The sequence below is a fragment of the Pseudomonas sp. Pseusp10 genome (assembly GCF_059492225.1).
Window position 1 is genome coordinate 5,576,396 of sequence record NZ_CP168528.1, and the last position, 25,067, is coordinate 5,601,462.

A 25,067-nucleotide genomic window follows, 5' to 3' on the forward strand; every position below is an offset into this window, starting at 1 on the left:
GTGTTCCAGAGCAGCGAAAATCCAATGTGGGAGCGGGCTTGCTCGCGAATGCGGTGTGTCATTCAACATTGATGTTGGCAGGGACGACGCCTTCGCGAGCAAGCCCGCTCCCACAGGGGGAAGGCGTCTGGCAGAAAAATCAGTGAAACGGATGCCTCGGGCTATCGATGGCTCTCACACTGTGTTGTCGCCACAACTGCCCATAACCCTGCACCAGGAATCCACCACTGCGCGCCAGCCATTGCTCGCGGCGGGCCCGATAGGCGCGGGGCAAGTCGTACCAGGGCAGCCCCGGCAACTCGTGATGCACCAGATGAAAATTGAGGTTCAGGAACAACCAGCGCCACGGCCACGCCGCTTCATTGAGCACGGTGCGTTGCTCCGGCGCCGCGTGAGGCCGATGTTCATAGTAGGAGCGAATCATGGCAATCGACAGCGCCGGCACACTGATCAAAAACAGGTAATGCCAAACCGGCAACACACTGACCTTCGCGATGAACAACAGCATCAACCCGGTCATCAAGCCGTGGCTCAGCCACATCAACCAGGCCTGGCGTTCGCCTGTTCTCAGGCGCTGCAGTTCTTCCCGGGCCAACGCCACCAAGGCCAGCGGTGCACCCAGGACAAAGCGCCCGAGCACGGTTTTGTTCAGCCAGTGCAAGCTGCGCACCAGCAGTGAACTGCCCTGCCACTGCTCGGCGCTCAGGTAACGGCTTTCCGGATCGCGACCGGGAATTGTCAGATCCTCGTCGCGGTGATGCAGCAAATGGCTATCGCGATACAAGGTGTACGGATACCAGACCGCGAACGGCGCGTAGCCAAGGATTTTGTTCAGGGTTGGCCAGCGCGTGGGATGACCGTGCAGCAGTTCGTGTTGCACGGACAGCCACAGCACCAGCACTGGAATCAGCAACAACGTGCTCCACCACAAACCCAACCGATGGCTGGCCAACACGATGCCAAACCAGCCGCCATACACACCGATCAGCAGCAACCAGGTCGGCCATTCGGTGCGCGCGGTGAAGCGTCGGCGCAGGGTTTCGATTTCTTGTTGGTGGGCGCTATCAAAGTAATGGGGCATGGCGTTGCTCAGATCGGGGACCAGTCCCCTTCTGTGCAATGGCCTTGGGAAATCCTGCAGATTATTTTCAGGAAGATCGCTCCCATGTTGCATGGGAGCGATCAATCAACGCGGGATCAGTGACCGAACACGCCGACCTTCTTGGCCTTCTTGTCCGCGCGCTTTTCAATGGCGGTTTTCACCGGTTTCTTTTTCGCCGCTTTCTTTGAATCCATACCTTTGGACATGATGCGTACTCCACTCATGGGGATGTGAGATCAGGTATACACCTATCCCGGCGCGCGTGTTCTTTTATAATCGCCCACTTGCACACCGACAGTCCGAGACCATGCCCGATACCCGATTCACCCTGCTCGAAGAGCCGTTATGGCCGTTGATGAACAAGTTCTATCGCGCTCACCAATCGTCGATGAAAGCCGTGCGCGAGGCACAGCTGTGGGTGGCCCGGCGCGACCAGATTGTTGCCGCGCTGTGTTTGCGCCCGGTGTCCGGCGGGCATTGGCTGACCGGGTTGTTTGTCGATCCGGGGTGTCGCGAACAAGGGATTGCCGCCGGGTTGATTGCGGCCGCGGTGAAGGATTGCCAACTGCCGGTGTGGTTGTTCTGTCATCCGGACTTGCGCGGGTTTTATGAGCGACGCGGGTTCACTTTCGATCCGCCGATGCCTTACGCGATGGTTGAACGGTTGAGCCGGTATGCGCGCAGCAAGCCGATGATTGCGATGGGGTTGGAGCCAGACCAATGACACACTAAAACCTGGTGGAGAACTAATGTGGGAGCGGGCTTGCTCGCGAAGGCGGTGTGTCAGTCACCATCAGTTTTGACTGTTAAACCGCTTTCGCGAGCAAGCCCGCTCCCACAAGGTTTTGCGGCGATTTAATCGTCCGCGTTGGGATCCAGGTCCGGGAACATCACTTCGGTGAAGCCAAACTTGCTGAAGTCGGTAATGCGCGACGGGTACAAGCGGCCGATCAGGTGATCGCACTCATGCTGCACCACCCGTGCGTGGAAGCCCGAAGCAATCCGCACGATGGGCTCGCCCTTGGGGTCGACGCCTTCGTAGCGAATGCGCTGGTAACGCTGCACCGCACCGCGCAGGCCGGGCACGGACAAACAACCTTCGAAACCCTCTTCCAGGGTCGGGCTCAGCGGTGTGATCAACGGGTTGATCAGGATTGTCTGCGGCACGGCCTCGGCATCCGGATAACGCTCGCTGTGCTCGAAACCGAAGATCACCAGTTGCAGGTCGACACCGATCTGCGGAGCAGCCAGGCCAACGCCACCCACACTTTCCATGGTCTGGAACATGTCATCGATCAGTTGCCACAGTTCGGGGCTGTCGAACATCTCGGCCGGCACTGGCGGGGCAACGCGCAGCAGGCGTTCATCGCCCATTTTCAGAATTTCACGAATCATGATCAGGTTTCATCAATGGTCGGTTTGTGTGAGTGATCGCGGCCCAGTCCCGACACGTGGTGTTTTTCCTCATGGACGGGACCATGCTCGCCAGCCACTTTTTCGCCAGGGTCCTTGCCCTCACGCGACATGTGCTCGATCACCGCGTTCATCTCCGCGCCCAACAGCAGCACCGCGGCGGAAATGTAGAAGTACAGCAATAGCACAATGATCGCACCGATACTGCCATACATGGCGTTGTAGTTGGCGAACTCCTTGACGTACAAGCCGAAGCCCAGGGAGGCGATGATCCACACCACCACCGCCAGCACCGAGCCTGGGGTGATGAAGCGAAACTCCTGTTTGACATCGGGCATGACGTAGTAGATCAACGCCACCGCGACCATCAGCAGAACCACGATCACCGGCCAGCGCGCGATGGTCCAGAGCGTGACGATAAAGTACTCAAGGCCGACTTGCGCGGCGATCCACTCCATCACCTGCGGCCCGAGCACCATCAGCGCAGCGGCGATCAGCAGCATGCCGGCAATGCCGACGGTGTAGATGATCGACAACGGAAAGCGTTTCCACAGCGGGCGCCCTTCAACCACGTCGTAGGCAGCGTTCATCGCGCTCATCATCAGCCGCACACCGGCGGAGGCGGTATACAGCGCAATCACGATACCCACCGACAGCAAGCCGCCCTTGGATTGCTGCAACTGGTCGATCACCGGGTTGACCTGCTCAAGTGCCTGGGGCGGCAATACGAGTTCCGATTGCAGGCGCAGCCAGGAGAAGAAATCCGGCAGGTGCAGGAAGCCGATCAGGGCGATCAGAAACAGAATGAACGGAAACAGCGAAAACAGCATTTGATAGGCCAGCGCCGAGGCATAGGTCGACATTTCGTCGGCGATGAACTCGGTGACCGTGCGCATCATCACACGGTGCAGGGGCAAGCCTCTCATGTCCGGAAAAATCATTAGCGTCTCCATTCGCCGCATACGCATTTGGGTTGAAGTCGTGGCGACTCAGGGGCCGTTTTCTTCATCAAGGTAGCCCAGTTGGCGACTTTGAAACAAATTCAGAGTGCAAGTTCAGGCTGACACAAAAACGGCTATCTGAAGATGTCCGCTTCTTCTTTTCATTAAAGACATTTCAATGGAGGAAAATCGTTACACAAGGTTGACCGGGGGCTTTTGCAGGGCGTTTGATTTATTTTCACCACGACATTTCATCGTTCAGTGCAGGTTGCGCTTTATGTTTGCCCGGCAACCCCTGAGAATGCGCAACACATTCAGGCCATGGCGCTGAAGATCCAATCCCGTAGGAACGTTATGAAACTCGATAAAAAGCAGGCCATTGCCCGCAGAAACCAGGAACTCGGCGGTGCTGTGCTTGGCGTCAACAACTGCCACTTCACCGAATTGAACCGCAACCGCAACATCTGGTGGTTCGACATCCCGGTAGCGCGCCTGGCCGTGGGTCAGTACGAGTGGATTCACCTGCTGATGCACACGCCGGACACCGACGAACTGCTGCACCTGAAAGTGCCGACCGTGTTCCTGCGCGAGAAGCTCGAAGGCCTGGTGGTGCGCAACCAGGGCAAACGCAAGGCCGCCCTGAGCCTGGAACTGAGCGCCGACAAGGACTCGTACCTGCAAGACATGCGCCCGGCGGGCACCAACGTCAACTTCGCGCCGTTTCGCTTGTAGGAGCGAGCTTGCTCCGGGCGGCGTTCCGACGATGGATTCAAGAGCGCTGCGTTTAACCAGTAAACACGCGTTATCGTTAACGACCATCGCGAGCAAGCTCGCTCCTACAGATGCAAAAAGCCCCGCATCAGCGGGGCTTTTTGTTGATTACGCGGTGGTTTTTTTCGCGTTGATCTTCTTGAGCTCTTCATCGCGCAATTCACGACGCAGGATCTTGCCGACGTTGGTGGTCGGCAGTGCATCGCGAAACTCCACGGAACGCGGGACCTTGTAGCCGGTGACGTTGGCGCGCATGTGCTCCATCACCTGTTCCTTGGTCAGGGTCACGCCCGGCTTGGCGACGATGAAAATCTTGATCGCCTCGCCCGACTTCTCGTCCGGTACACCGATGGCCGCGCATTGCAGCACGCCCGGCAAGGTGGCCAGCACGTCTTCGAGCTCGTTCGGGTACACGTTGAAACCGGAAACCAGGATCATGTCTTTCTTGCGATCGACAATGCGCATGTAGCCATCGGGCTGGATCAGCGCGATGTCACCGGTCTTCAGCCAGCCTTCGCTGTCGAGGATTTCATCGGTGGCTTCCTGGCGCTGCCAGTAACCCTTCATGACCTGCGGGCCCTTCACGCACAGTTCGCCGATTTCGCCCATCGGTTGTTCGACACCGGCATCGTTGATGACTTTGCACAGGGTCGACGGCACCGGAATGCCGATGGTGCCGACCTGGATGTTCTGGATCGGGTTGACCGTGGCCACAGGGCTGGTTTCGGTCATGCCGTAGCCCTCGCAGATGGCGCAACCGGTGACTGCCTTCCAGCGTTCGGCCGCGGCCAGTTGCAGGGCCATGCCGCCCGACAAGGTGACTTTCAGCGCGGAGAAGTCCAGCTTGCGGAAGCCTTCGTTGTTGCACAGGGCCACGAACAGTGTGTTCAAACCGACGAAGCCGCTGAACTTCCACTTCGACAGTTCCTTGACCATCGCCGGCAGGTCACGCGGGTTACTGATCAGGATGTTGTGGTTGCCGATCAGCATCATCGCCATGCAGTGAAAAGTGAACGCATAGATGTGGTACAGCGGCAGCGGTGTGATCAGGATTTCGCAACCTTCATTGAGGTTGGAACCCATCAGCGCCTTGCACTGCAGCATGTTCGCCACCAGGTTGCGGTGGGTCAGCATCGCGCCCTTGGCCACGCCGGTGGTGCCACCGGTGTATTGCAGCACTGCGACATCGCTGCTGGCCGGATTGGCTTCCGCTACTGGCTGGCCCAGGCCTTTGCTCAGCACTTCATTGAACTTGACGGCTTTTGGCAAGTGATAGGCCGGCACCATCTTCTTCACGTACTTGATAACGCTGTTGATCAGCAGGCGCTTGAGCGGCGGCAGCAGGTCGGCGACTTCGGTGACGATCACGTGCTTGACGCCGGTTTTCGGCACCACGATTTCCGCCAGGTGCGCCATGTTGGCCAGGCAGACCAGGGCCTTGGCACCGGAGTCGTTGAACTGGTGTTCCATTTCCCGCGCGGTGTACAGCGGGTTGGTGTTGACCACGATCAACCCGGCGCGGATGGCGCCGAAGACGGCAACCGGGTACTGCAACACGTTGGGCAGTTGCACGGCGATTCGATCGCCGGGCTGCAAGTCGGTATGCTGTTGCAGGTAAGCGGCAAACGCACCGGACAATTCGTACAGTTCACCGTAGGTGAGTGTCTTGCCCAGGTTGCTGAATGCCGGCTTGTTGGCGAAGCGTTGGCAGGATTGCTTCAACACTGCCTGAATATTCGGATACTCATCTGGATTGATGTCGGCAGCAATTCCAGCTGGGTACTTATCCTTCCAAAAGTCTTCGATCATGGAAGCCCACTCCTCAGCAACGCGAATTCAGCACCGCATTTGATGCGATTATTATTGGTGTTTGGCCATTGGTGAATCTGGCTGATAGAAGGCCGAGAAGTCACAAAGCGCGCCGAGAGTAGCAGCTTTGCCAAGGGTCGACTAGAGCCAAAAGAGGCCTCTACGGTCACTTTTGTGACTCAAGACTAGCGATTGGTCATTTTAGAGCAAAGATTCTATACATCCCTGAAAGCCCCCGAAAATCGGGGCTTTCGCGCTAAAACTGTAGGAGCGAGCTTGCTCGCGAAAAACGTCCGGACGACGCGATCATTCAAACAGGGCGCGTTATCGTTGACGTCCATCGCGAGCAAGCTCGCTCCTACAGGGATCGGCCATTCACCGATCAGGCGATATCACGCAACTCCCGCCGCAGGATCTTGCCCACCGGCGTCATTGGCAACGACTCACGCAGCACGATGTGCTTCGGTACTTTGTACGCGGTGAAGTTCTCCTTGCAGTAAGCCTTCAACTCTTCAAGGCTGACGCCCGCTTCACGGGCCACCACGAACAACTTCACGGCCTCCCCCGACCGCTCGTCGGGCACACCGATGACCGCACAGTTGGCGACTTTCGGGTGGGCCATCACCACGTCTTCGATCTCGTTCGGGTACACGTTGAAGCCCGAGACAATGATCATGTCCTTCTTGCGGTCAACGATTCGCACGAAACCGTCCGGGTCGATCACCGCAATGTCACCGGACTTGAACCAGCCCTCGGCATCCAGCACCTCGGCAGTGGCATCGGGTTTCTGCCAGTAGCCCTTCATGATCTGCGGGCCCTTGATGCACAACTCGCCGCGTTCGCCCAAAGGTTGTTCGACACCGTCATCGCTGATGACTTTCAGCGTGGTGCCCGGCACCGGCAGGCCGACCGTGCCGATCCGCGACTGGTCGCCGTACGGGTTGGTACAGGCCACCGGCGACGTTTCGGTCAGGCCGTAACCTTCGGTGATGCGGCATCCGGTCAGTTGCGCCCAACGCTCGGCGGTGGCCTTGACCAGCGCAGTGCCGCCTGAGTTGGTGAGCTTGAGGCTGGAGAAATCCAGGGTCTTGAAGTCCGGGTGATCCATCAGCGCGACGAACAGCGTGTTGAGCCCCAGCAACGCCGAGAACCGCCAGTTCTTCAGTTCCTTGATGAAGCCACCGATGTCCCGTGGATTGGTGATCAGTACGTTGTGGTTGCCCGTCACCATCATGCACATGCAGTTCGCGGTGAAGGCATAGATGTGGTACAGCGGCAGCGGCGCGATCATGACCTCCTGCCCTTCGCGCAACAACGGCTGGCCGTCACGTCCATGCTGACTGAGACAAGCCCGCGCTTGCTGCATGTTCGCCACCAGGTTGCCGTGGGTCAGCATCGCGCCCTTGGCCAGGCCGGTGGTGCCGCCGGTGTATTGCAGCACGGCGATGTCGTCGAGGCCGACGTTCAGCGGTTTGATTCCCAGGCCCCGGCCCATGCGCAGCGCGCTCTTGAAGGAAACAGCCTGGGGCAAGGAATAGTCCGGGACCATCTTCTTGACCTTGCTCACCACAGTGTTGACCAGCCACCCCTTGGCGGCCGGCATCAGGTCGCCCATCTTCGCTTCGATCAGGTACTGGATATCGGTGTCGGGCAGCACTTCCTGGACTTTCTGGCCGAACATGTTCAGGTACACCAGCGCCCGGGCGCCGGAGTCCTTGAATTGATGACGCATCTCCCGCGCGGTGTACAGCGGGTTGGTGTTGACCACGATCAGCCCGGCGCGCAAGGCGCCGAACACGGCAATCGGGTAATGCAGGACGTTGGGCATCTGCACCGCGATGCGGTCCCCCGGCACCAGGTCGGTGTGGGCTTGCAGGTAACCGGCGAAGGCGGCGCTGTGGCGTTCCAGCTCGGCGTAGGTCAGGGTGATGCCCATGTTGCTGAACGCGGGGCGGTCAGCAAACTTCTTGCAGGAACGCTCGAACACCTCGATCACCGACTTGTAGGCCCCCAGGTCGATATCCAGGGGGACGCCGGCCGGGCGTTTGTCATTCCAGAAATCAGGTTGCATTGTTCTTGTCCTCTTTACCTGAATCTATCCGGGGCCACTTTTCTGTCATTTCTCTCTGATCCCTCAAAGGCAGAAAGTGAAAAGCGGAGCTTCACGGACACTAGCAGCTATGACGATTCAGGCAAATATGCCGAAAGCCGTCATTGATCGTGTGAATCTTCCTGCCTTGCTGTGGGCTGATCAGACGCGTGCAACGGGATGAGCTATACAATGCAACGACTCAGTGCAAAGGAACCGCCATGATCCATGACACTTTCTGGCTGACCACGAGCGACCACAGCCGTCTCTTCGTCAACCAGTGGCTTCCTGACGGCAGCCTCAAGGCAATGATTCTGCTGGCCCACGGCATGGCCGAACACAGCGGTCGCTATGGCCCCCTTGCGGAAAAACTCTGTGATCAGGGTTATGGCGTGTGTGCACCGGACCTGCGTGGACATGGCAAAACTGCCGAAAACGGGACGCTCGGGCATTTCGCCGATGACGACGGTTGGTGCAAGGTCGTGAGCGACCTGGCGTGCCTCAACCAGCACATCGGCCAGCAGTACCCTGGCGTACCGATCGTGCTGCTGGGCCACAGCATGGGCAGTTACATCGCCCAGGCCTATCTGCTGCACCACAGTGCCAGCCTGCACGGGGCAATCCTCAGCGGCTCGAACTTCCAGCCCGTGGCGCTTTATCGCGCGGCACGGCAAATCGCCCGTATCGAACGCCTGCGCCAGGGCCAAAAAGGACGCAGCGCATTGATCGAATGGCTGTCGTTCGGCTCGTTCAACAACAAATTCAAACCGGCACGCACGCCGTTCGACTGGCTCAGCCGTGATCCGGCGCAGGTCGATCTGTACGTTAACGACCCGCTCTGCGGTTTTCGTTGCACCAATCAACTGTGGATCGATTTGCTCGGTGGCTTGCAGCAAATCAGCAAAGCGTCCAATCTCGCCCAGATCGATCCGGGTCTGCCGCTGCTGGTGATTGGTGGTGAATGTGATCCGGTGAGCGAAGGCAAACGTCTGAAGGATCTTGCCGGCGCGCTACGGGCGGCCGGTAGCCAGCACCTGCAACTGACCGTTTACCCGCAGGCGCGGCACGAACTGTTCAATGAGAGCAACCGCGATGAAATCATCGCCGATGTGCTGAACTGGATCGCACAAGCCTTGAGCGCCCCTCGGCCGCACCGATCCGAATAGTTTTTTGTGAATTTTTTAACTCGTCACAGGAATTGAGATAGATGACCCAGGTTACCAACACCCCCTACGAAGCCCTTGAAGTCGGCCAGACCGCCAGTTTCAGCAAGACGGTCGAAGAGCGCGACATCCAGTTGTTCGCCGCGATGTCCGGCGATCACAACCCGGTGCACCTGGATGCCGAGTACGCCGCCAGCACCATGTTCAAGGAGCGCATCGCCCACGGCATGTTCAGCGGCGCGTTGATCAGCGCGGCGGTCGCCTGCGAATTGCCTGGACCGGGGACCATCTACATCGGCCAGCAAATGAGCTTTCAAAAGCCAGTGAAGATCGGCGACACCCTGACCGTGCGCCTGGAAATCCTGGAAAAACTGCCGAAGTTTCGCGTGCGCATTGCCACCCGCGTGTTCAACCAGCGCGATGAACTGGTAGTGGATGGCGAAGCGGAAATCCTTGCGCCACGCAAGCAACAAAGCGTGACCTTGACCACGCTGCCCGCGATCAGCATCGGCTAACCCTCTGTGGCAAGGGGGCTTGCCCCCTCGCCTCTGTCCCCGCAGCTAGCTGGCTAATGCCGATCAGTTAAGCCACAACGCAATCTGTAGCAGCTGGCGTAGCCTGCGTCCGGCTGCGCAGCAGTCGTAAAATCAGAGTTCGCGGTACGTCAGAGAGATCGTGCAAGCCGGATTTACGACTGCTGCGCAGCCGGACGCAGGCTACGCCAGCTGCTACAAGGAAGGTGTAGCGTCTGGGTTCGCCTAACTGATCGGCATTAGGCTAGTTGGCATTATTCATGTCGGTCATTTGGCCCGCATGCAGAAGGCCTGTATTTTCCAGACTGACTGAATCAAGACGACCGATCGATGAATCCTGAAAAACTCGAACTGCTGATCACCCGCGAAATGCCCTTCGGCAAGTACAAGGGGCGAATCATTGCCGACCTGCCCGGCCCTTACCTTAACTGGTTCGCCCGGGAGGGTTTCCCCCATGGTGAGTTGGGTGGCTTGCTGGCCCTGATGCAGGAAATCGATCACAACGGTTTGTCGGACTTGCTCGAACCGCTGCGCGCCAAACACGGCAAACCGGCCCCGCGCCACTGAATCACCTACCGAGTACCCCATGCCCGACAACACCCGCCGCGCCCGTGATGAAGCCTTCTGGCAAACCTTTGCCGACCGTTACGATGTCGAACCCGGCCCGCTCAACCTGGAGAACGGTTACTTCGGGCGCATGTCCCGCACGGTGGTCGAGGAGTACCAGCGCAACATCGAGCTCATCAACCGCAGCAACTCGGTGTACGTGCGTCAGCGTTTCGAACAGGCCGACAGCCTGAAGATCCGCGCGCAACTGGCCAGGATGATTGGCGTACCCGCCGACAGCATCGCCCTGACCCGAAACGCGTCGGAAGGTTTGCAATCGCTGATCCGCAACTACAACCGGCTCCAGCCCGGCGATCAGGTACTGATTTGCGATCTGGAATACGACACGGTCAAAGGCGCCATGCGTTGGCTGGCACGCAATCGTGGTGTCGAAGTGATCGAGATCGAACACGCGCACCCGGCAACCTTCGACAGCCTGCTCAATACCTATCGAGAAGCCTTCGCGCGGCACCCACGGCTGAAGTTGATGGCCCTGACCCACGTCACCCATCGCACGGGCCTGGTAATGCCGGTGCAGGCGATTGCAGCCGCCGCGAAAGAACATGGCATCGACGTCATCCTCGACGGGGCCCATGCCCTCGGCCAACTCGAATTCGACCTGGCCGAACTCGGTATCGCCTTCGCCGGCTACAACCTGCACAAGTGGATCGGCGCACCGCTGACGCTCGGTTTTATCTACATCGCCCCCGAACGCCTGGCTGACATCGATCTGGACATGGGCGAGATGCACTTCCCGGTCACTGACATTCGCGCCCGTACCTCGTACAGCACCCTCAACATCCCGGCGCTGCTGACCCTGCCGCTGGTGCTCGAAGAACATTGGGCGATGGGTGGTGCCGCGGCCAAGGGCGCGCGGCTCAATTATCTGCGCAATCGCTGGGTCGGTGCGGCGCGGCAGTTACCGGGCATCGAAGTCCTGACCCCGGATGACCCGCGCCTGTATTGCGGCATTACGTCGATGCGCTTTACCCGGCATGCCGACCAGCAAGTCATGGTCGAGCGCCTGCTCAATGAGTACAACCTGTTCACCGTGACGCGCAGTGGCGCGGCGTGCGGTCCGTGCATCCGCATTACGCCGGGGCTGACTACTACGGCGGCCGACATGGATGTGCTGACCAGGGCACTGACCGAACTGGGCTGACCTCAGACGGTGTACTTGTCGAAGTCTTCGGGTTTGATCTGTGTCGACACGGCGAACGTGTCGATGCCGATGGTCATCTGCCCGAAGTATCCGTCTTCAGCCGAATCCCGCCCCAGGGTGTGCACGCTCAAGGTCGATTTGTCACCGCCCATGGTTGTATAAAAAAAATCCTTATCGTTGCTCAGTACCGGTACGGCTCGGCCGCTGTACGGTCGGCTGCCGAGCACCGAACGCGAGGCCACCTCAGGCAGATAAAGCTGCCCGACCCAGGCGACATGCCGCTCCTGCAAATAGTTGTTGCCGGTCGTGATGCGCACGGCGACGTGAATGTGCAGGGCGCGACCGGCGTAAAAGCCCGGATAGATCGTGGTGAAGCGCACGATGCCCGACTTGTCGGTGAACTGCCCGCCGCGCAGGTAGGTATCGTCATCGGTTCGCGGGACAGCGCCGATATCACCGGTATCGACCTCGACATCCGGGTTGATCTTGCTCCAGCCGGAATAGGCCCCCCGCGCATTGCAATGCCAGATATCCACCAGCGCATCGGGGACTGGCTCACCGGTCATGGCATCGACAATGGTCAGCCGCAGCACCAACGGAATGCCATCGGCACCTTCGCTGTTGTTTCTGCGGATCAGTTTCGGATTGCGGAAATACGGGCCGGCAATCTGTTCGGGGGACAGCAGGTAAACCGGTGCTGAGGGGACTGCGAAGGTGTTGTCTTCCATGACGTTCTCTCTTCCATAAGATGAACGCAGGCTAGCACCGGTCGACTTTCGGTATGCGGTAACTATGTATCGCATGATGTTCCCGCCCCTGTGGGGGCGAGCAAGCTCGCTCCCACAGGGGGGATGAGTCGATCCAGGCAACTTTCTTCAGGCAAAAAAAACGGTGCACCGACCAAGCGCACCGTAAAGCCGTAGAACACACAACGAAGTGTCGGGTGAAGCGATCAGTCCAGCAGCGCCAAAGCCTCGGCGGTGCATTCCTGAATGCGGGCCCAGTCGCCGTTCTTGATCCACTCCGGATCAAGCATCCAGCTACCGCCCACGCACATGACGTTTTTCAATGCCATGTAGCTCTTGATATTGGCAGGTCCCACGCCGCCGGTCGGGCAGAATTTCACTTCGCCGAACGGGCCGCCCAGGGCCTTGATGGCCGCGACGCCGCCGCTGACTTCCGCCGGGAACAGCTTGAAGCGGCGGTAACCCAGACCGTAGCCTTCCATGATGCCCGAGGCATTGCTGATACCCGGCAACAGTGGAATCGGGCTGGCGACACTGGCTTCGAGCAGGTCACGGGTGATGCCCGGCGTAACGATGAATTGCGAGCCCGCCGCCTCCGCCGCCGCCAGCATGTGGCGATCGAGCACAGTGCCGGCACCGGTCACCAGCTCCGGGCGCTGCTCGCGCAGAATCTGGATCGCCTTGAGGCCGAATTGCGAACGCAGGGTCACTTCCAGGGCCGTCAGGCCACCGGCCGCGAGAGCGTCAGCCAGCGGCAGAATGTCCTGCTCGCGGGCGATGGTGATCACCGGCAGAATCCGCGCTTTCGCGCAGAGGCTGTCGATCAGGGCAACTTTGTCCGCCATGGAAACGGTCGGGGATGGGTTTGTCATAGCGGCTGTTCCTTGGCTCATGGGCACCAGTAAATCTCTAACGTGGGTTGCAGAAATGCGCGAACCGGCATTGCGGCGACATCGTCACCCGCCAGTGCGGTACTCAGGGTGGTCAACTTGGACTGACCGGAAATCGACAGAACTTTGTGCTTGGCCGAGGCCAGCAGCGCGCGGCTCATGGTCAGGCGCTGATGCGGCACGGTCGGCGCCAGCATCGGCCAGCAACGACGGACACCGTCGGCCTGCAATGCTTCGGCAAGGTTCGGACTGTTGGGGAACAGCGACGCGGTGTGGCCGTCATCGCCCATGCCGAGGATCAGCACGTCGATCGTAGGCAGCTCGGACAGCAAACGGTCCGCCTGCTCGGCAGCCTGTTCAAGGTTGGCACTGGCGCTGTACAGACTCAGGAACTGCGCCTTGGCCGCCGGGCCTTGCAACAGATATTTCTTGAGCAGGCCGGCGTTGCTGTCGGCATGTTCCACCGGCACCCAGCGCTCGTCGGCCAGGCTGATCACCACATTCGACCAGTCCAGCGTCTGCCTGGCCAGGTGCTGGAAAAACGCCACCGGGCTGCGGCCACCGGAAACCACAAGGGTCGCAGTGCCCTGGGCTTCGATCGCGTCGCTCAATTGTTTGGCCACATTCAGTGCCAAGCCTTCGGCTAGCAACACCGGGCTCTTGAACGCATGGGCGCTGACGCCCTGCGGCAGTTTCAGTTTAGATATCGCCATACCACGACCTCCCGTCCCGCGTGATCAGAGCAATGGAGCTCATCGGCCCCCAGGACCCGGCCGCATACGGCTTGGGCGCATCACCGGACTTCTTCCACCCGGCGATCAACTGGTCACACCACTTCCACGCGGCTTCGATTTCATCTTTACGGACAAACAGGTTCTGATTGCCGCGCATCACTTCCAGCAACAACCGTTCGTAGGCATCGGGAATCCGTGCGCTGCTCCAGGTGTCGGAAAAATTCAGCTGCAACGGACCGCTGCGCAGCTGCATGCCTTTGTCCAGGCCTTGATCTTTGGTCATGACACGCAAGGAAATGCCTTCGTCCGGTTGCAGGCGGATAATCAGCTTGTTGCTGATTTGCAGGCGCTGCTCGGGAGCGAAAATGTAGTGCGACGGTTCCTTGAAGTGGATGACGATCTGCGACAGCTTCTGCGGCATGCGCTTGCCGGTACGCAGGTAAAACGGCACGCCTGCCCAGCGCCAGTTGCGGATGTCGGCACGCAGGGCGACAAAAGTTTCAGTGTCGCTCTGGGTGTTGGAATTGGGTTCTTCCAGGTACCCCGGCACCGCTTTGCCTTCGCTGTAGCCGGCGATGTACTGGCCGCGCACCACCTGAGTGGTCAGGCCTTCCGGGCTGATCGGCGCCAGGGCCTTGAGCACTTTGACCTTCTCGTCACGGATGCTGTCGGCGGACAGGTCGGCCGGCGGGTCCATGGCGATCAGGCAGAGCAGTTGCAACAGGTGATTCTGAATCATGTCCCGCAGCTGGCCGGCCTTGTCGAAGTAGCCCCAACGGCCTTCGATGCCAACCTTCTCGGCCACGGTGATTTCCACGTGGGAAATGTAATTCTGGTTCCACTGGGTTTCGAACAGGCTGTTGGCGAAACGCAGGGCGATCAGGTTCTGGACGGTTTCCTTGCCCAGATAATGGTCGATGCGGTAGGTGCGGTTCTCCGGGAAGAACTGCGCCACGGCGTCGTTGACCTTGCGCGAGGATTCCAGGTCCGAGCCGATGGGCTTTTCCAGCACCACACGGGTGTTTTGCGCGAGGCCGACCTTGGCCAGGTTCTCGCAAATCGCGCCGTAGACGGCTGCCGGCGTGGCGAAGTAGGCAATGACACGTTGCGTGGTACCGGCAACTTCGGCCAGGGCCACATAGTCTTCGGACTTGAGGAAATCGACGTGCAGGTAACTCAGGCGCGCCAGAAAACGCTCGACCACGGCTTCGTCCAGCTCTTTGGCACCGACATAGCGGCGCAGCTCGGCGGCGATGAAGGTCAGGTGTTCCTGCTCGCTGCCAGCCTCACGGGCCAGCGCGATGATGCGCGTGTCCTCGTGCAGCAGGCCGGCACCGTCAAGTTGATAGAGGGCAGGAAACAGCTTGCGCAAGGCCAGATCGCCAAGGGCGCCGAACAAGGCAAAGGTGCACGGTTCAACCGTAATCGAGAGCATGATGTTTGTTCTTTTATCAAGTTAAGCTACAAATACCTTTTTTCAAGGCATCACTCAAGGGAAAATGTAGTAATAACCACAACATTTTCGCAAAATACAGATTCCGAGTGGTGGTCGGTCGGAGCCATCAGTAGGATAGGCCACCGTTACGGGCCTCACCAAAGGCCCTTTTTGCATTAGCCGCGCGCTTATCGGCGCCGGTGAATCAAGGAATCCCATATGGACCGCGTGCGAAATTTACTGGAACAAATCCAGAATCGCCTTGAAGAGCTGAACAAGGCCGAGCGCAAAGTCGCCGAGGTGATCCTGCTCAACCCGCAGCAGGCTACCCGGTTCAGTATCGCCGCCCTCGCCCAGGCTGCTTCGGTCAGTGAACCGACGGTCAACCGTTTCTGCCGTTCGTTCGGCGTCAGCGGTTACCCCGAGCTCAAACTGCAATTGGCGCAAAGCCTGGCCAGTGGCGCCGCGTATGTCAGCCGCGCGGTGGAAGCCGACGACAACCCTGAAGCCTATACCCAGAAGATCTTCGGCAGCGCCATCGCCTCGCTGGACAGCGCCTGTCAGGCCCTGGACCCGAACCTGATCAGCCGCGCTGTCGACCTGTTGATCCAGGCGCGGCAGATCCACTTCTTCGGCCTCGGCGCCTCGGCCCCGGTGGCACTGGATGCGCAGCACAAATTCTTCCGCTTTAACCTCGCCGTCACCGCCCACGCGGACGTGCTGATGCAGCGCATGATTGCCTCGGTGGCCCATACCGGCGAATTGTTCGTGATCATTTCCTACACCGGCCGCACCCGCGAACTGGTGGAAGTGGCGCGCATCGCCCGGGAAAACGGCGCCTCGGTCCTTGGCCTGACCGCCGAGAACTCGCCACTGGCCAAGGCCAGCACCCTGAGCCTGAACATCCCGCTGCCGGAGGACACCGACATCTACATGCCGATGACTTCGCGAATCATTCAGTTGACCGTGCTGGACGTGCTCGCCACCGGCATGACGTTGCGCCGTGGTGTGGATTTCCAGCCGCATTTGCGCAAGATCAAGGAGAGCTTGAATGCGAGTCGGTATCCCGTTGGGGATGAGTTTAATTAATCCAGCATCTCCATCGCTCTGAATGGCCTCATCGCGAGCAAGCTCGCTCCCACAGGGGAATGCATTCCAAATGTGGGAGCGAGCTTGCTCGCGATGGCGGTATACGGAGCACCACAGATGCTGAGCTAAACCCCCACCCGCGCCTGCAAACTCAAATGCGCCCGCTCCCCCGGTTTCAGGCACAGGCTGTCGGTGCCGCCGCTTGCGGCCTCTACGCAAACGAATTCGGATATCTCGTTCCAGGTCACGCCAAGCAATGGCCGCGAGCCGGGATGCCACACCACCGTGTCGGCCGTTTCACCCGTATCGATGCACAACGCCCGCTGCCAGGCATGGTCATTGAGTTGTAATTCACCGTCGTGCTGGAACACCCGCTGACAACCGCCGTCCACGCGTAATTCGCCTTCCTGCTGACAAACCTGCCGGCTCAACTGGTCGTAACCCTGCGCACCTTCGAGCCCAGACAGCGCTACCTCACTGACATCGCCAATACGCCAGTAAGCATGCAAAGCCTGGCTCAACTGGCACGGCATGTCATCCTGATGCTCGGTGCTCAGGCGCAACTCCATGCGCTCACCCAGGTGCGCGTGCAGGTCTACCTGCCAGTCGCACAATTTCAGTTGCCAGTGCAAACGCACGCCATCGTCGCCACTGTTGCTGTCGAGCAGTTTCCAGTCGAGCAATCGGGCCCAGCCATGGGACGGCCAGGCGTTTTCGCTCGGATGCCGGCCATACCACGGCCAACACACCGGCACGCCACCGCGAATGGCACCGACCTGCGGCCACTTCGCCGCGCACCACAGCCAGGGCTTTTGTCCCTTGGGCTGGAAGTGCAACAACTGCGCCCCCTGACGACTGAACACCGCCTGACACAGCGGATGATCGATCACCAGCACGTCGCGCATCTGATAGCGCTCCCACGCGAACACGGAACGCTCGCGCAAGGATTTGAAGAAGCGTTGTAGCGGATGCTCAAGCATGTGCCACGATCCTGAAAATCATCTGTCACCGGGGTGCGCGGCCCGCAAAAAAAAGCGGACAGCCATGGCTGTCCGCAAATATGCGCACATGGAGAGAAGCTTATCGCAGACGCGTCAGAACACCGACTGAATTTTCAGGCCGGCCACCAGCGCGTTGTCGACTTGATCCACACCACCCGGGTGCGTGATGTATTGCAGGTTGGGACGCACGGTCAGCCAGTTGGTCACGTGGAAACCATAGTTGAGCTCGTAGTTGTATTCGGTTTCACGAATGGGCGAGAACAGTGGATTGTTGTAGTCCGAAACACCGTTGGCTGCGTTAGTCAGCTCGGCGTTTTTCTTCACGTCATCGTTGACATGGATACGGGCGAAACCGATACCCACGTCATCCTTCGGACGCGCGTCGAACGGGCCCTTGTACACGAACATCAGCGACTGGTAGTTGTCGACGACGTTAGTGTCCTTGTCGTGGAAGGTGGCGTTGGCGGCGATGTTCAGACCGCGAGAAGCGTCACCGTTGTGACTGGTGAGTTGCTGCTGCGCGACGAACCAGTAGCCGTGCTTGCTATCGTGGACGCGGAATGCGTTGCCGGTGGTCGCTGCGTCCTGACCGTTGTCGTCCTTGAGAACGTCATCAGCAGGAGCTGTGCTTTTGTAGTAACCGACACGGTATTCACCCGGCAGGCTGTTGACCTTCGGCGACCAGACCAGCTCGACCGGCAAAACGGTGCCAGCTGTACCGCTGCCGCTGAGCTTGAAGCCGTTTCCGTGCTCCAGTTGCGACGGGTTCTGGTTGTACGCGCCAATCTGGGCGTAGAGCTCGTCGTTGATGTTGTACTTCACGCGGATCGCCGCCTGGCTGACCGGCCAGTTGAACCAGACGTTGGTGGCCCAGTTACCCACCTGGGATCCGCAGAACGCCAGGTTCTGGAATTCGCACGGGAAGGTGTTGAAGTCTTCACCTTCGCCGAAGTAACCGGCCTTGACGTCCAGTTTGTTGTCGAAGAACTGGTGCTGGATCCACAACTGGGTCAGACGGACCATATGGCCACGACCGAAGACTTCCTGGGAAGAACTCAGGGTGCCGGCACGCGGGTCGCCGATACGGTCATTGGAGATGTTCTCGCCGTTACGGTTGGTGAGCTGGATCTTGGCCTGGGTGTTGTCCCAGCCGAACAGTTTTTCCAGGTCCAGCGCCGCGCCCAGGCCGAACTGGTCGCTGTAGCGCGCGGTCTTGTCATCGTTGAAACCGCCATGCAGATTGCCGCCGACTTCACCGACGTAATCCATCTTGATGTCGATGCCTTGCTCGATCAGCTTGGTACGCTCGCCACCCCAGTCGCCCGTCATCCACTTGGAGCCGGAGCTGAACGCTTCATCGGCCATCGCATTGCCGGCCAGAACCAGTGCTGCCGCTGCTGACACTTGGCAGATCAACCGGGCCTTGTTCTTCATCTTCATCCCTACATCCTCGTTTTATTGTTATTAACTTTTCTTTTTTTAACGCGGTTACATCAGTTGCGACGGATGTCTCCACCCGGCGCATATCCCCCCCTGTAGGAGCGAGCTTGCTCGCGATGAACGCAATAACGACGCGTACTTTCTGATTAAATGCGGCGCCATTGAGATCATCGCGAGCAATCGAGCGTCGACCGGCTGCTCCTACAGTCTTGTTCTTCAGCGGCTTTTGAATTGCGCTACGTTGGCAGCGTGAGTCTCCGCTTTTGCCACACCGGCAACCCCCAGCCGCTCGCCGCTCTTGGCATCGAACAGCAGCACTTTCGCCGGATCGAATTGCAGGGTCAGGGTCTCGCCCACCGCCGGCGCCACGTCCGGTGCCAGGCGGCAGCAGACCTTGGTGTCGTTGAGATTGACGAAGACCAGGGTGTCGGGACCGGTCGGTTCGGTGACCTGGACTTCGGCACGAATGGTCGGCAAGCCATTCGCTTCGCCGTTGGCCAGAATGATCTGTTCAGGGCGCATGCCGAGGATCACTTCGCGGTCTTCAAGACCGGCGTCCTGCATGCCCAGCGGCAATTCGCAACGGGCCTGGCCGCTGTCGAGCAGCGCCAGCAGACGACCGTCCTTGCGCTGCAGGCGCAGCGGGATGAAATTCATTGGCGGCGAGCCGATGAAGCTCGCCACGAACAGGTTGGCCGGGTTGTTGTAGATGTCTTTCGGCGTGCCGAACTGCTGGATGATCCCGTCCTTCATCACCGCCACCTTGTCGCCCAGGGTCATGGCTTCGATCTGGTCGTGGGTCACGTAGACCGTGGTGGTTTTCAGGCGCTGGTGCATCAGTTTCATTTCGGTGCGCATCTCGACCCGCAGCTTGGCGTCGAGGTTGGACAGTGGTTCGTCGAACAGATAAATCTTCGGCCGCCGCGCCAATGCACGACCCATCGCCACACGTTGCTGCTGGCCACCGGAGAGCTGGCCAGGCTTGCGACTGAGCAGGTGCTCGATCTGCAACAGCTTGGAAACCCGAGCGACTTCTTCGTCGATTTCGGCCGTCGGCATTTTGCGAATCTTCAGGCCGAAGGCGATGTTGTCGCGCACGCTCATGGTCGGGTACAGCGCGTAGGACTGGAACACCATGGCGATGTCGCGATCCTTGGGGCTCATGCCGCTGATGTCCGCGTCGTCCACCAGGATCGCACCGCCGCTGATGGTTTCCAGGCCGGCGATGCAGTTCATCAAGGTCGACTTGCCGCAGCCCGACGGGCCGACCAGGATCAGGAACTCACCGTCATCGATTTTCAGTTCGATGTTTTTCAGGGTGTCCGGCAGGCCGGGGCCGTAGGTCTTGTTGACGTTGCGTAATTCGAGAGTTGCCATTTTTCTACCCCTTGACCGCGCCGGACGTCAGCCCACGCAGGAAATACTTGCCAGCGAATATGTAGACCAGCAGTGTCGGCAGCCCGGCGATCATCGCGGCGGCCATATCAACGTTGTATTCCTTGACCCCGGTGCTGGTGTTGACCAGGTTGTTCAGGGCCACGGTAATTGGCTGGGCGTCGCCGCTGGCGAAGACCACGCCGAACAGGAAGTCATTCCAGATCTGGGTGAACTGCCAGATCAGGCAGACCATCACGATCGGGATCGACATCGGCAGCAGGATTTTCAGGAAGATCGTGAAGAAGCCCGCGCCATCGAGCCTTGCGGCCTTGACCAGCGCATCCGGAATGCTCACGTAGTAGTTGCGGAAGAACAGCGTGGTGAACGCCAGGCCGTAGACCACGTGCACCAGCACCAGGCCGGTGGTGGTGTTGGCCAGGCCGAACTTGCCGAGGGTGAACGAGGCCGGCAACAGCACGGTCTGGAATGGCAGGAAGCAACCGAACAACAGCAGGCCGAAGAACAGTTGCGAACCTCGGAAGCGCCACATCGACAGCACGTAGCCGTTCATTGCGCCGATAAAGGTAGAAATCAGAACCGCCGGCACGGTGATCTTCACCGAGTTCCAGAAGTAGCCGCCAACCACATCCCAGGCCTTGATCCAGCCGATACCGTCGATCACGGTCGGCCAGCTCAACAGGTTGCCGGTGCGGATGTCTTCCGGGGATTTGAAACTGGTCAGCAGCATCACCACCAGCGGGATCAGGTACACCGCAGCCGCCAGCAACAGGGTTGCGTAGATCGCAATGCGGCTGAAGCTCAAGGCTGGCTTGCCGAGTTGATTAGTCATGGCGTTTGCCTCGCAGCTCAGAGTACAGGTACGGCACAAGGATAGTCAGCACGGCACCAAGCATCAGCATGGCGCTGGCCGAACCGATGCCCATCTGGCCACGGCTGAAGGTGAAGGAATACATGAACATCGCCGGCAGGTCGGAGGAGTAACCCGGGCCGCCCGCGGTCATCGCCGCGACCAGGTCGAAGCTCTTGATCGCAATGTGCGCCAGGATCATGAACGCACTGAAGAACACCGGACGCAGGCTCGGCAGGACGATCTTCAGGTAGATGGTCGGCAGGCTCGCACCATCGACTTGCGCGGCACGGATGATCGATTGATCGACACCGCGCAGGCCGGCGAGGAACATCGCCATGACAAACCCGGAGGCTTGCCACACGGCGGCGATCACCAGGCAGTAGACAACGCGATCCTGATCCACCAGCCAGTCGAGACGGAAGCCTTCCCAGCCCCAGTCACGCAGCATCTTGTCCAGGCCCAGGCCGGGGTTGAGCAGCCATTTCCACGCGGTACCGGTGACGATCATCGACAGCGCCATCGGGTACAGGTAAACGGTGCGGATGAAGCCTTCCTTGCGAATGCGCTGGTCCAGCAGCACGGCGAGGAACACGCCCAGCACCAGGCTGATACCGATGAACATGCCGCCGAACACCGCGAGGTTCTTGCTCGCGACCCACCAGCGGTCGTTGTCCATCAGGCGCATGTATTGCTGCAGGCCAACCCACTTGTAGCTCGGCATGAAGCTGGAATTGGTGAAGGACAGAATGAACGTCCAGATGATGTAACCGTAGAAACCAACCAACACGATCAGCATGCTCGGCGCGAGTACCAACTTGGGTAGCCAGCGTTGCAGGGCATCGAACGGTGAGGCTTTGCTGAAAACCGCCACAGAGCTCATCGGGATTATCCAGGTGGAGAAGTGAAATCCGGACAGAGTTCCCCCCTGTAGGAGCGAGCTTGCTCGCGATGGAATCAAGAACACCGGGTTCTGTCTGGATGATCGCGGTGTTTGGTAGTCCATCGCGAGCAAGCTCGCTCCTACAATGGGGCGGAGCTCTCTCTGGGGTTTGCCGCAGGATCACCTGCGGCGATTACGAGTTACTGGGCAGCTTTGACAGCCGAAGCCAGTTGGGCGCTGGCCTTGGCCGGGTCTGCGTCCTTGTCGTTCATGAAGTTGGTGACCACGTCGAAGATCGCGCCCTGCACGGCCAGAGACGTGGCCATGTTGTGCGCCATGCTCGGTTGCAGACCGCCGGTCTTGTCGTCCGCGATGAAGTCCTTAGCCGACTTCTGGGCACACTCGTCGAAGCCGAGCTTGTCCATTTCGTTCAGCATGTCGTTGCGCACCGGGATCGAACCCTTGTTCATGCTGAAGACTTTCTGGAAGTCGGTGCCCAACGCGACCTTGGCCAGGTCTTGTTGCGCGGCGATGTCACCCTTGCGATCAGCCTTGAGCTTGAACACCGCCAGGGAGTCGATGTTGTAGGTGAAGGCTTTTTCGGTGCCCGGGAACGCTACGCACTGGTAGTCCTTGCCCGCGACTTTCTTCGCCGCCGTCCACTCGCTTTTCGCCCAGTCGCCCATCATCTGCATACCGGCCTTGCCATTGATGACGTCGGCGGCGGCGATGTTCCAGTCACGACCGGCGCGGTTCGGGTCCATGTAGCCGGTGATCTTTTTCAGCTCGGCGAACGACTTGGTCATCTCCGGGCCGGACAGGCTTTTCTGGTCCAGGTCGACCAGGGCTTTCTTGTAACCGTCAGCGCCCATCACCGAGAGCACCACGTCTTCAAACACGGTGCTGTCCTGCCAAGGCTGGCCACCGTGGGCGAGCGCGATGAAGCCTGCGGCTTTGAGCTTGTCGCCAGCGGCATAGAATTCTTCGAGGGTGGTCGGGGCCTTTTCGATCCCGGCTTTCTTGAACACCTCCGGGTTGATCCACAGCCAGTTGACGCGGTGGATGTTCACCGGCACGGCGACATAGTCACCTTCGTACTTCACCGTGTCGGAGACTTTTTTCGACAGCAGGCCATCCCAGTTTTCCGCCTTCGAAACTTCTTTCAGCGCGTCGGTGCTGAGCAGGCCAGTGCTGCCCCACTCCTGGATGTCCGGACCCTTGATCTGTGCAACGCCCGGCGGGTTGCCGGCTACGGCGCGACTCTTGAGTACGGTCATGGCCGTGGAACCGCCACCACCGGCGACCGCGCCATCCTTCCAGGTGAAGCCGTCTTTTTCGACTTGTGCCTTCAGGACATCGACCGCTGCTTTTTCACCACCGGAAGTCCACCAGTGAACGACTTCAACGGAACCTTTGGATTCGGCGGCAAGGACACTGAGGGGGAGTGCAGACAGGGAAGCGAGAGAAATGACAGTAGCGAGGCGAGAAATCGCATTCATCTAGGAGCACCTTTCTTGTTGTTATGCATGCAAGTCTGTTGCTTGCGCTGCATAGGATTTTAAACAGGCGCCATCCCCCGGCAGGTAACGAAGGGACGCGCGTATGTCACCGTATGGTTACATAGAACCGCTCTGGGACAGCTGTGCCAGCGCACTGGCCATGCTCGGCGCCAGAGGCAGGCGCGGAATCAGCACGGCTTGCCAGGCGTGATAAAGGTCAGGCTTGCCGGGCCAGATATCGGCACTCGGGCGGTTCAGCGGGTCGAGTTCGTGATGCCAGCTGCCGCCTTCGCGATCGATGAAATGACGGTCACAGAACTCCCAGAATAGTCGGTACCAGTGTTCGTACTGCGCCTCTGCAGTGCGCTTGAGCAAGGCACTGGCGGCGGCGCTGGCCTCGCAATGGGTCCAGTGCAGGCGGTGGCGGACCACCGCTTTGTTGTCCCAATCGAGGGTGTAGACAATGCCCGGCGCGCCATCGATGTCCCAGCCGTGGAGGCAATTGTGCTCGAACAGTTTTTGCGCGTCGGTGACCAGCCAGCCCGGCGTGAGCATCCCGGCTTTCACCCGCGAAGCTTCGAGGTGCAGCAACAGTCGCGCCCACTCGAAACCGTGGCCCGGGGTGGTGCCGTAGGGGCGAAAGCCGTCGGCCGGATTGTCGCGGTTGTAGTCCCGCAGTGGCTGCCAGTCGCGGTCGAAATGCTCGATCACCAGGTAGTCGTTGGCGGCGGCGTGGCCATGGATCACACGTTCCACGATGCGCTGGGCGCGGCACAACCAGCGATTGTCATCGGTGACATCGGCCAGGGCGAGGAAGGCTTCGGTGGCGTGCATGTTGCTGTTGGCACCGCGATAGGCTTCTTCGCAACTGAAGTCGCGGTTGAAAGACTCGCGCATCGCACCTTCTTCTTCGCTCCAGAAACAGGTGTCGATGATGTCGATCGCATCATCGAGCAGGGCTTGAGCACCGGGACGCTGTGCGACCACCGCAGAGCTGGCGGCCAGCGCGACGAAGGCATGCAGATAGGCGTTCTTGCCGGTGTTGCCGTCGCGATGTTCGGCAGTGGCGAACCAGCCGCCGTGAACCGCATCGCGCAACGGCCCGCGCAGGGCGGCGACGCCGTGATCGACCAGCTCGGCGAAACCCGGCAAGCCCTGAATATGGGCCATGGCGAAGCTGTGGGTCATACGCGCGGTGTTCATGGTCTGGGCTTGCGCATCAGCCGGGAGGCGACCTTGTTCATCGAGGTTGCCGAAGCCTTCAGGGAGTTTTGAAGCCCTGGCAAAACTCAACAAGCGCAGGCCTTCGGCGGCGAGCCATTGCTGATGGGCAGGTGCGTTCAGCCAACTGCTGAAGGCTGGTTGGAGGGTGTCCATGGCGTACCTTTTTTGTTGTTATGACTGAGGGGCAGTCTAAACAACGGGCAGCGGCGGGCTTGTAACGAAGGGGGTGGGTTATGTCACCAGGCTGTGACATTTGCTGAATGGATGTGGTGATTGATCTGGCGCCATCGCG

Annotated in this window: 23 protein-coding genes; 7 read left to right on the top strand and 16 right to left on the bottom strand. The window is 59.6% G+C overall.

What is annotated here, in order from left to right:
* Positions 1-139: 139 nt before the first annotated feature.
* Positions 140-1,081 (bottom strand): fatty acid desaturase, encoded by a 942-nt coding sequence (locus ACEN8Z_RS25420; protein ID WP_495596037.1) that lies wholly within the window; start codon positions 1,079-1,081, stop codon positions 140-142.
* 328 nt (positions 1,082-1,409) lie between these two features.
* Between ACEN8Z_RS25420 and ACEN8Z_RS25425 the strand changes: the two genes are divergently transcribed.
* The gene (locus tag ACEN8Z_RS25425; RefSeq protein ID WP_495596038.1) at positions 1,410-1,826 is read left to right on the top strand and encodes a GNAT family N-acetyltransferase; all 417 of its coding nucleotides are present in this window, start codon (positions 1,410-1,412) and stop codon (positions 1,824-1,826) included.
* A 131-nt stretch (positions 1,827-1,957) separates the two neighbouring features.
* On the opposite strand, the gene def is transcribed toward ACEN8Z_RS25425, so the two are convergent.
* Both def and ACEN8Z_RS25435 read right to left on the bottom strand, forming a co-directional pair.
* Complete coding sequence (def, locus tag ACEN8Z_RS25430; RefSeq protein WP_008019271.1) at positions 1,958-2,497, bottom strand: peptide deformylase; 540 nt, start codon at positions 2,495-2,497, stop codon at positions 1,958-1,960.
* 2 nt (positions 2,498-2,499) lie between these two features.
* Entirely contained in the window at positions 2,500-3,456 is a 957-nt protein-coding gene (locus tag ACEN8Z_RS25435) for a YihY/virulence factor BrkB family protein (RefSeq protein WP_007996169.1), read from the bottom strand.
* A 354-nt stretch (positions 3,457-3,810) separates the two neighbouring features.
* On the opposite strand from ACEN8Z_RS25435, the gene ACEN8Z_RS25440 reads away from it, so the two are divergent.
* Positions 3,811-4,188, top strand: a complete 378-nt coding sequence (locus ACEN8Z_RS25440) for a hypothetical protein (protein ID WP_007996168.1) — start codon at positions 3,811-3,813, stop codon at positions 4,186-4,188.
* 147 nt (positions 4,189-4,335) lie between these two features.
* On the opposite strand, the gene fadD1 is transcribed toward ACEN8Z_RS25440, so the two are convergent.
* Together fadD1 and fadD2 are read right to left on the bottom strand one after the other, a co-directional pair.
* Positions 4,336-6,036: a long-chain-fatty-acid--CoA ligase FadD1 gene (fadD1, locus tag ACEN8Z_RS25445; protein WP_495596039.1), complete on the bottom strand. Its 1,701-nt coding sequence runs from the start codon at positions 6,034-6,036 to the stop codon at positions 4,336-4,338.
* A 382-nt stretch (positions 6,037-6,418) separates the two neighbouring features.
* A complete protein-coding gene (gene fadD2, locus ACEN8Z_RS25450; protein WP_495596040.1) occupies positions 6,419-8,107 on the bottom strand; it encodes a long-chain-fatty-acid--CoA ligase FadD2 in 1,689 nt (562 codons plus the stop codon).
* A gap of 239 nt (positions 8,108-8,346) precedes the next feature.
* Here fadD2 and ACEN8Z_RS25455 point away from each other — a divergent pair, with 239 nt between their 5' ends.
* The 4 genes from ACEN8Z_RS25455 to ACEN8Z_RS25470 all read left to right on the top strand — a co-directional run bounded on the left by ACEN8Z_RS25455 (position 8,347) and on the right by ACEN8Z_RS25470 (position 11,589).
* A complete protein-coding gene (locus ACEN8Z_RS25455; protein WP_495596041.1) occupies positions 8,347-9,291 on the top strand; it encodes an alpha/beta hydrolase in 945 nt (314 codons plus the stop codon).
* A 41-nt stretch (positions 9,292-9,332) separates the two neighbouring features.
* The gene (locus ACEN8Z_RS25460) at positions 9,333-9,803 is read left to right on the top strand and encodes a MaoC family dehydratase (protein WP_007995982.1); all 471 of its coding nucleotides are present in this window, start codon (positions 9,333-9,335) and stop codon (positions 9,801-9,803) included.
* 348 nt (positions 9,804-10,151) lie between these two features.
* Positions 10,152-10,388: a DUF3820 family protein gene (locus tag ACEN8Z_RS25465; protein ID WP_003227425.1), complete on the top strand. Its 237-nt coding sequence runs from the start codon at positions 10,152-10,154 to the stop codon at positions 10,386-10,388.
* A 19-nt stretch (positions 10,389-10,407) separates the two neighbouring features.
* Positions 10,408-11,589: an aminotransferase class V-fold PLP-dependent enzyme gene (locus ACEN8Z_RS25470; RefSeq protein ID WP_495596042.1), complete on the top strand. Its 1,182-nt coding sequence runs from the start codon at positions 10,408-10,410 to the stop codon at positions 11,587-11,589.
* Positions 11,590-11,591: 2 nt separating this feature from the next.
* On the opposite strand, the gene ACEN8Z_RS25475 is transcribed toward ACEN8Z_RS25470, so the two are convergent.
* The 4 genes from ACEN8Z_RS25475 to zwf all read right to left on the bottom strand — a co-directional run bounded on the left by ACEN8Z_RS25475 (position 11,592) and on the right by zwf (position 15,394).
* The gene (locus ACEN8Z_RS25475; RefSeq protein WP_495596043.1) at positions 11,592-12,317 is read right to left on the bottom strand and encodes an intradiol ring-cleavage dioxygenase; all 726 of its coding nucleotides are present in this window, start codon (positions 12,315-12,317) and stop codon (positions 11,592-11,594) included.
* Between the two features lie 224 nt (positions 12,318-12,541).
* A complete protein-coding gene (locus ACEN8Z_RS25480) occupies positions 12,542-13,207 on the bottom strand; it encodes a bifunctional 4-hydroxy-2-oxoglutarate aldolase/2-dehydro-3-deoxy-phosphogluconate aldolase (protein ID WP_007995989.1) in 666 nt (221 codons plus the stop codon).
* Positions 13,208-13,224: 17 nt separating this feature from the next.
* A complete protein-coding gene (gene pgl / locus ACEN8Z_RS25485; RefSeq protein ID WP_495596044.1) occupies positions 13,225-13,938 on the bottom strand; it encodes a 6-phosphogluconolactonase in 714 nt (237 codons plus the stop codon).
* Positions 13,925-15,394, bottom strand: a complete 1,470-nt coding sequence (gene zwf, locus ACEN8Z_RS25490) for a glucose-6-phosphate dehydrogenase (protein WP_495596045.1) — start codon at positions 15,392-15,394, stop codon at positions 13,925-13,927. The genes pgl and zwf overlap by 14 nt, the downstream gene beginning before the upstream one ends.
* Positions 15,395-15,622: 228 nt before the next feature.
* Here zwf and ACEN8Z_RS25495 point away from each other — a divergent pair, with 228 nt between their 5' ends.
* On the top strand, positions 15,623-16,483 hold the full coding sequence (locus ACEN8Z_RS25495) for a MurR/RpiR family transcriptional regulator (protein WP_170948639.1): 861 nt from the start codon (positions 15,623-15,625) through the stop codon (positions 16,481-16,483).
* 125 nt (positions 16,484-16,608) lie between these two features.
* On the opposite strand, the gene ACEN8Z_RS25500 is transcribed toward ACEN8Z_RS25495, so the two are convergent.
* The 7 genes from ACEN8Z_RS25500 to ACEN8Z_RS25530 all read right to left on the bottom strand — a co-directional run bounded on the left by ACEN8Z_RS25500 (position 16,609) and on the right by ACEN8Z_RS25530 (position 24,928).
* Positions 16,609-17,463: a D-hexose-6-phosphate mutarotase gene (locus tag ACEN8Z_RS25500; RefSeq protein ID WP_442096996.1), complete on the bottom strand. Its 855-nt coding sequence runs from the start codon at positions 17,461-17,463 to the stop codon at positions 16,609-16,611.
* Between the two features lie 114 nt (positions 17,464-17,577).
* On the bottom strand, positions 17,578-18,924 hold the full coding sequence (locus ACEN8Z_RS25505; protein WP_495596046.1) for a carbohydrate porin: 1,347 nt from the start codon (positions 18,922-18,924) through the stop codon (positions 17,578-17,580).
* Between the two features lie 216 nt (positions 18,925-19,140).
* Positions 19,141-20,301 (bottom strand): ABC transporter ATP-binding protein, encoded by a 1,161-nt coding sequence (locus ACEN8Z_RS25510; protein ID WP_495596047.1) that lies wholly within the window; start codon positions 20,299-20,301, stop codon positions 19,141-19,143.
* A 4-nt stretch (positions 20,302-20,305) separates the two neighbouring features.
* Complete coding sequence (locus tag ACEN8Z_RS25515) at positions 20,306-21,151, bottom strand: carbohydrate ABC transporter permease (RefSeq protein ID WP_495596048.1); 846 nt, start codon at positions 21,149-21,151, stop codon at positions 20,306-20,308.
* A complete protein-coding gene (locus tag ACEN8Z_RS25520; protein WP_007974433.1) occupies positions 21,144-22,052 on the bottom strand; it encodes a carbohydrate ABC transporter permease in 909 nt (302 codons plus the stop codon). Before ACEN8Z_RS25520 ends, ACEN8Z_RS25515 begins: the two co-directional genes overlap by 8 nt.
* Positions 22,053-22,252: 200 nt before the next feature.
* Complete coding sequence (locus ACEN8Z_RS25525; protein ID WP_495596049.1) at positions 22,253-23,551, bottom strand: ABC transporter substrate-binding protein; 1,299 nt, start codon at positions 23,549-23,551, stop codon at positions 22,253-22,255.
* Between the two features lie 117 nt (positions 23,552-23,668).
* A complete protein-coding gene (locus ACEN8Z_RS25530) occupies positions 23,669-24,928 on the bottom strand; it encodes a D-mannose isomerase (RefSeq protein ID WP_495596050.1) in 1,260 nt (419 codons plus the stop codon).
* Positions 24,929-25,067: the final 139 nt, after the last annotated feature.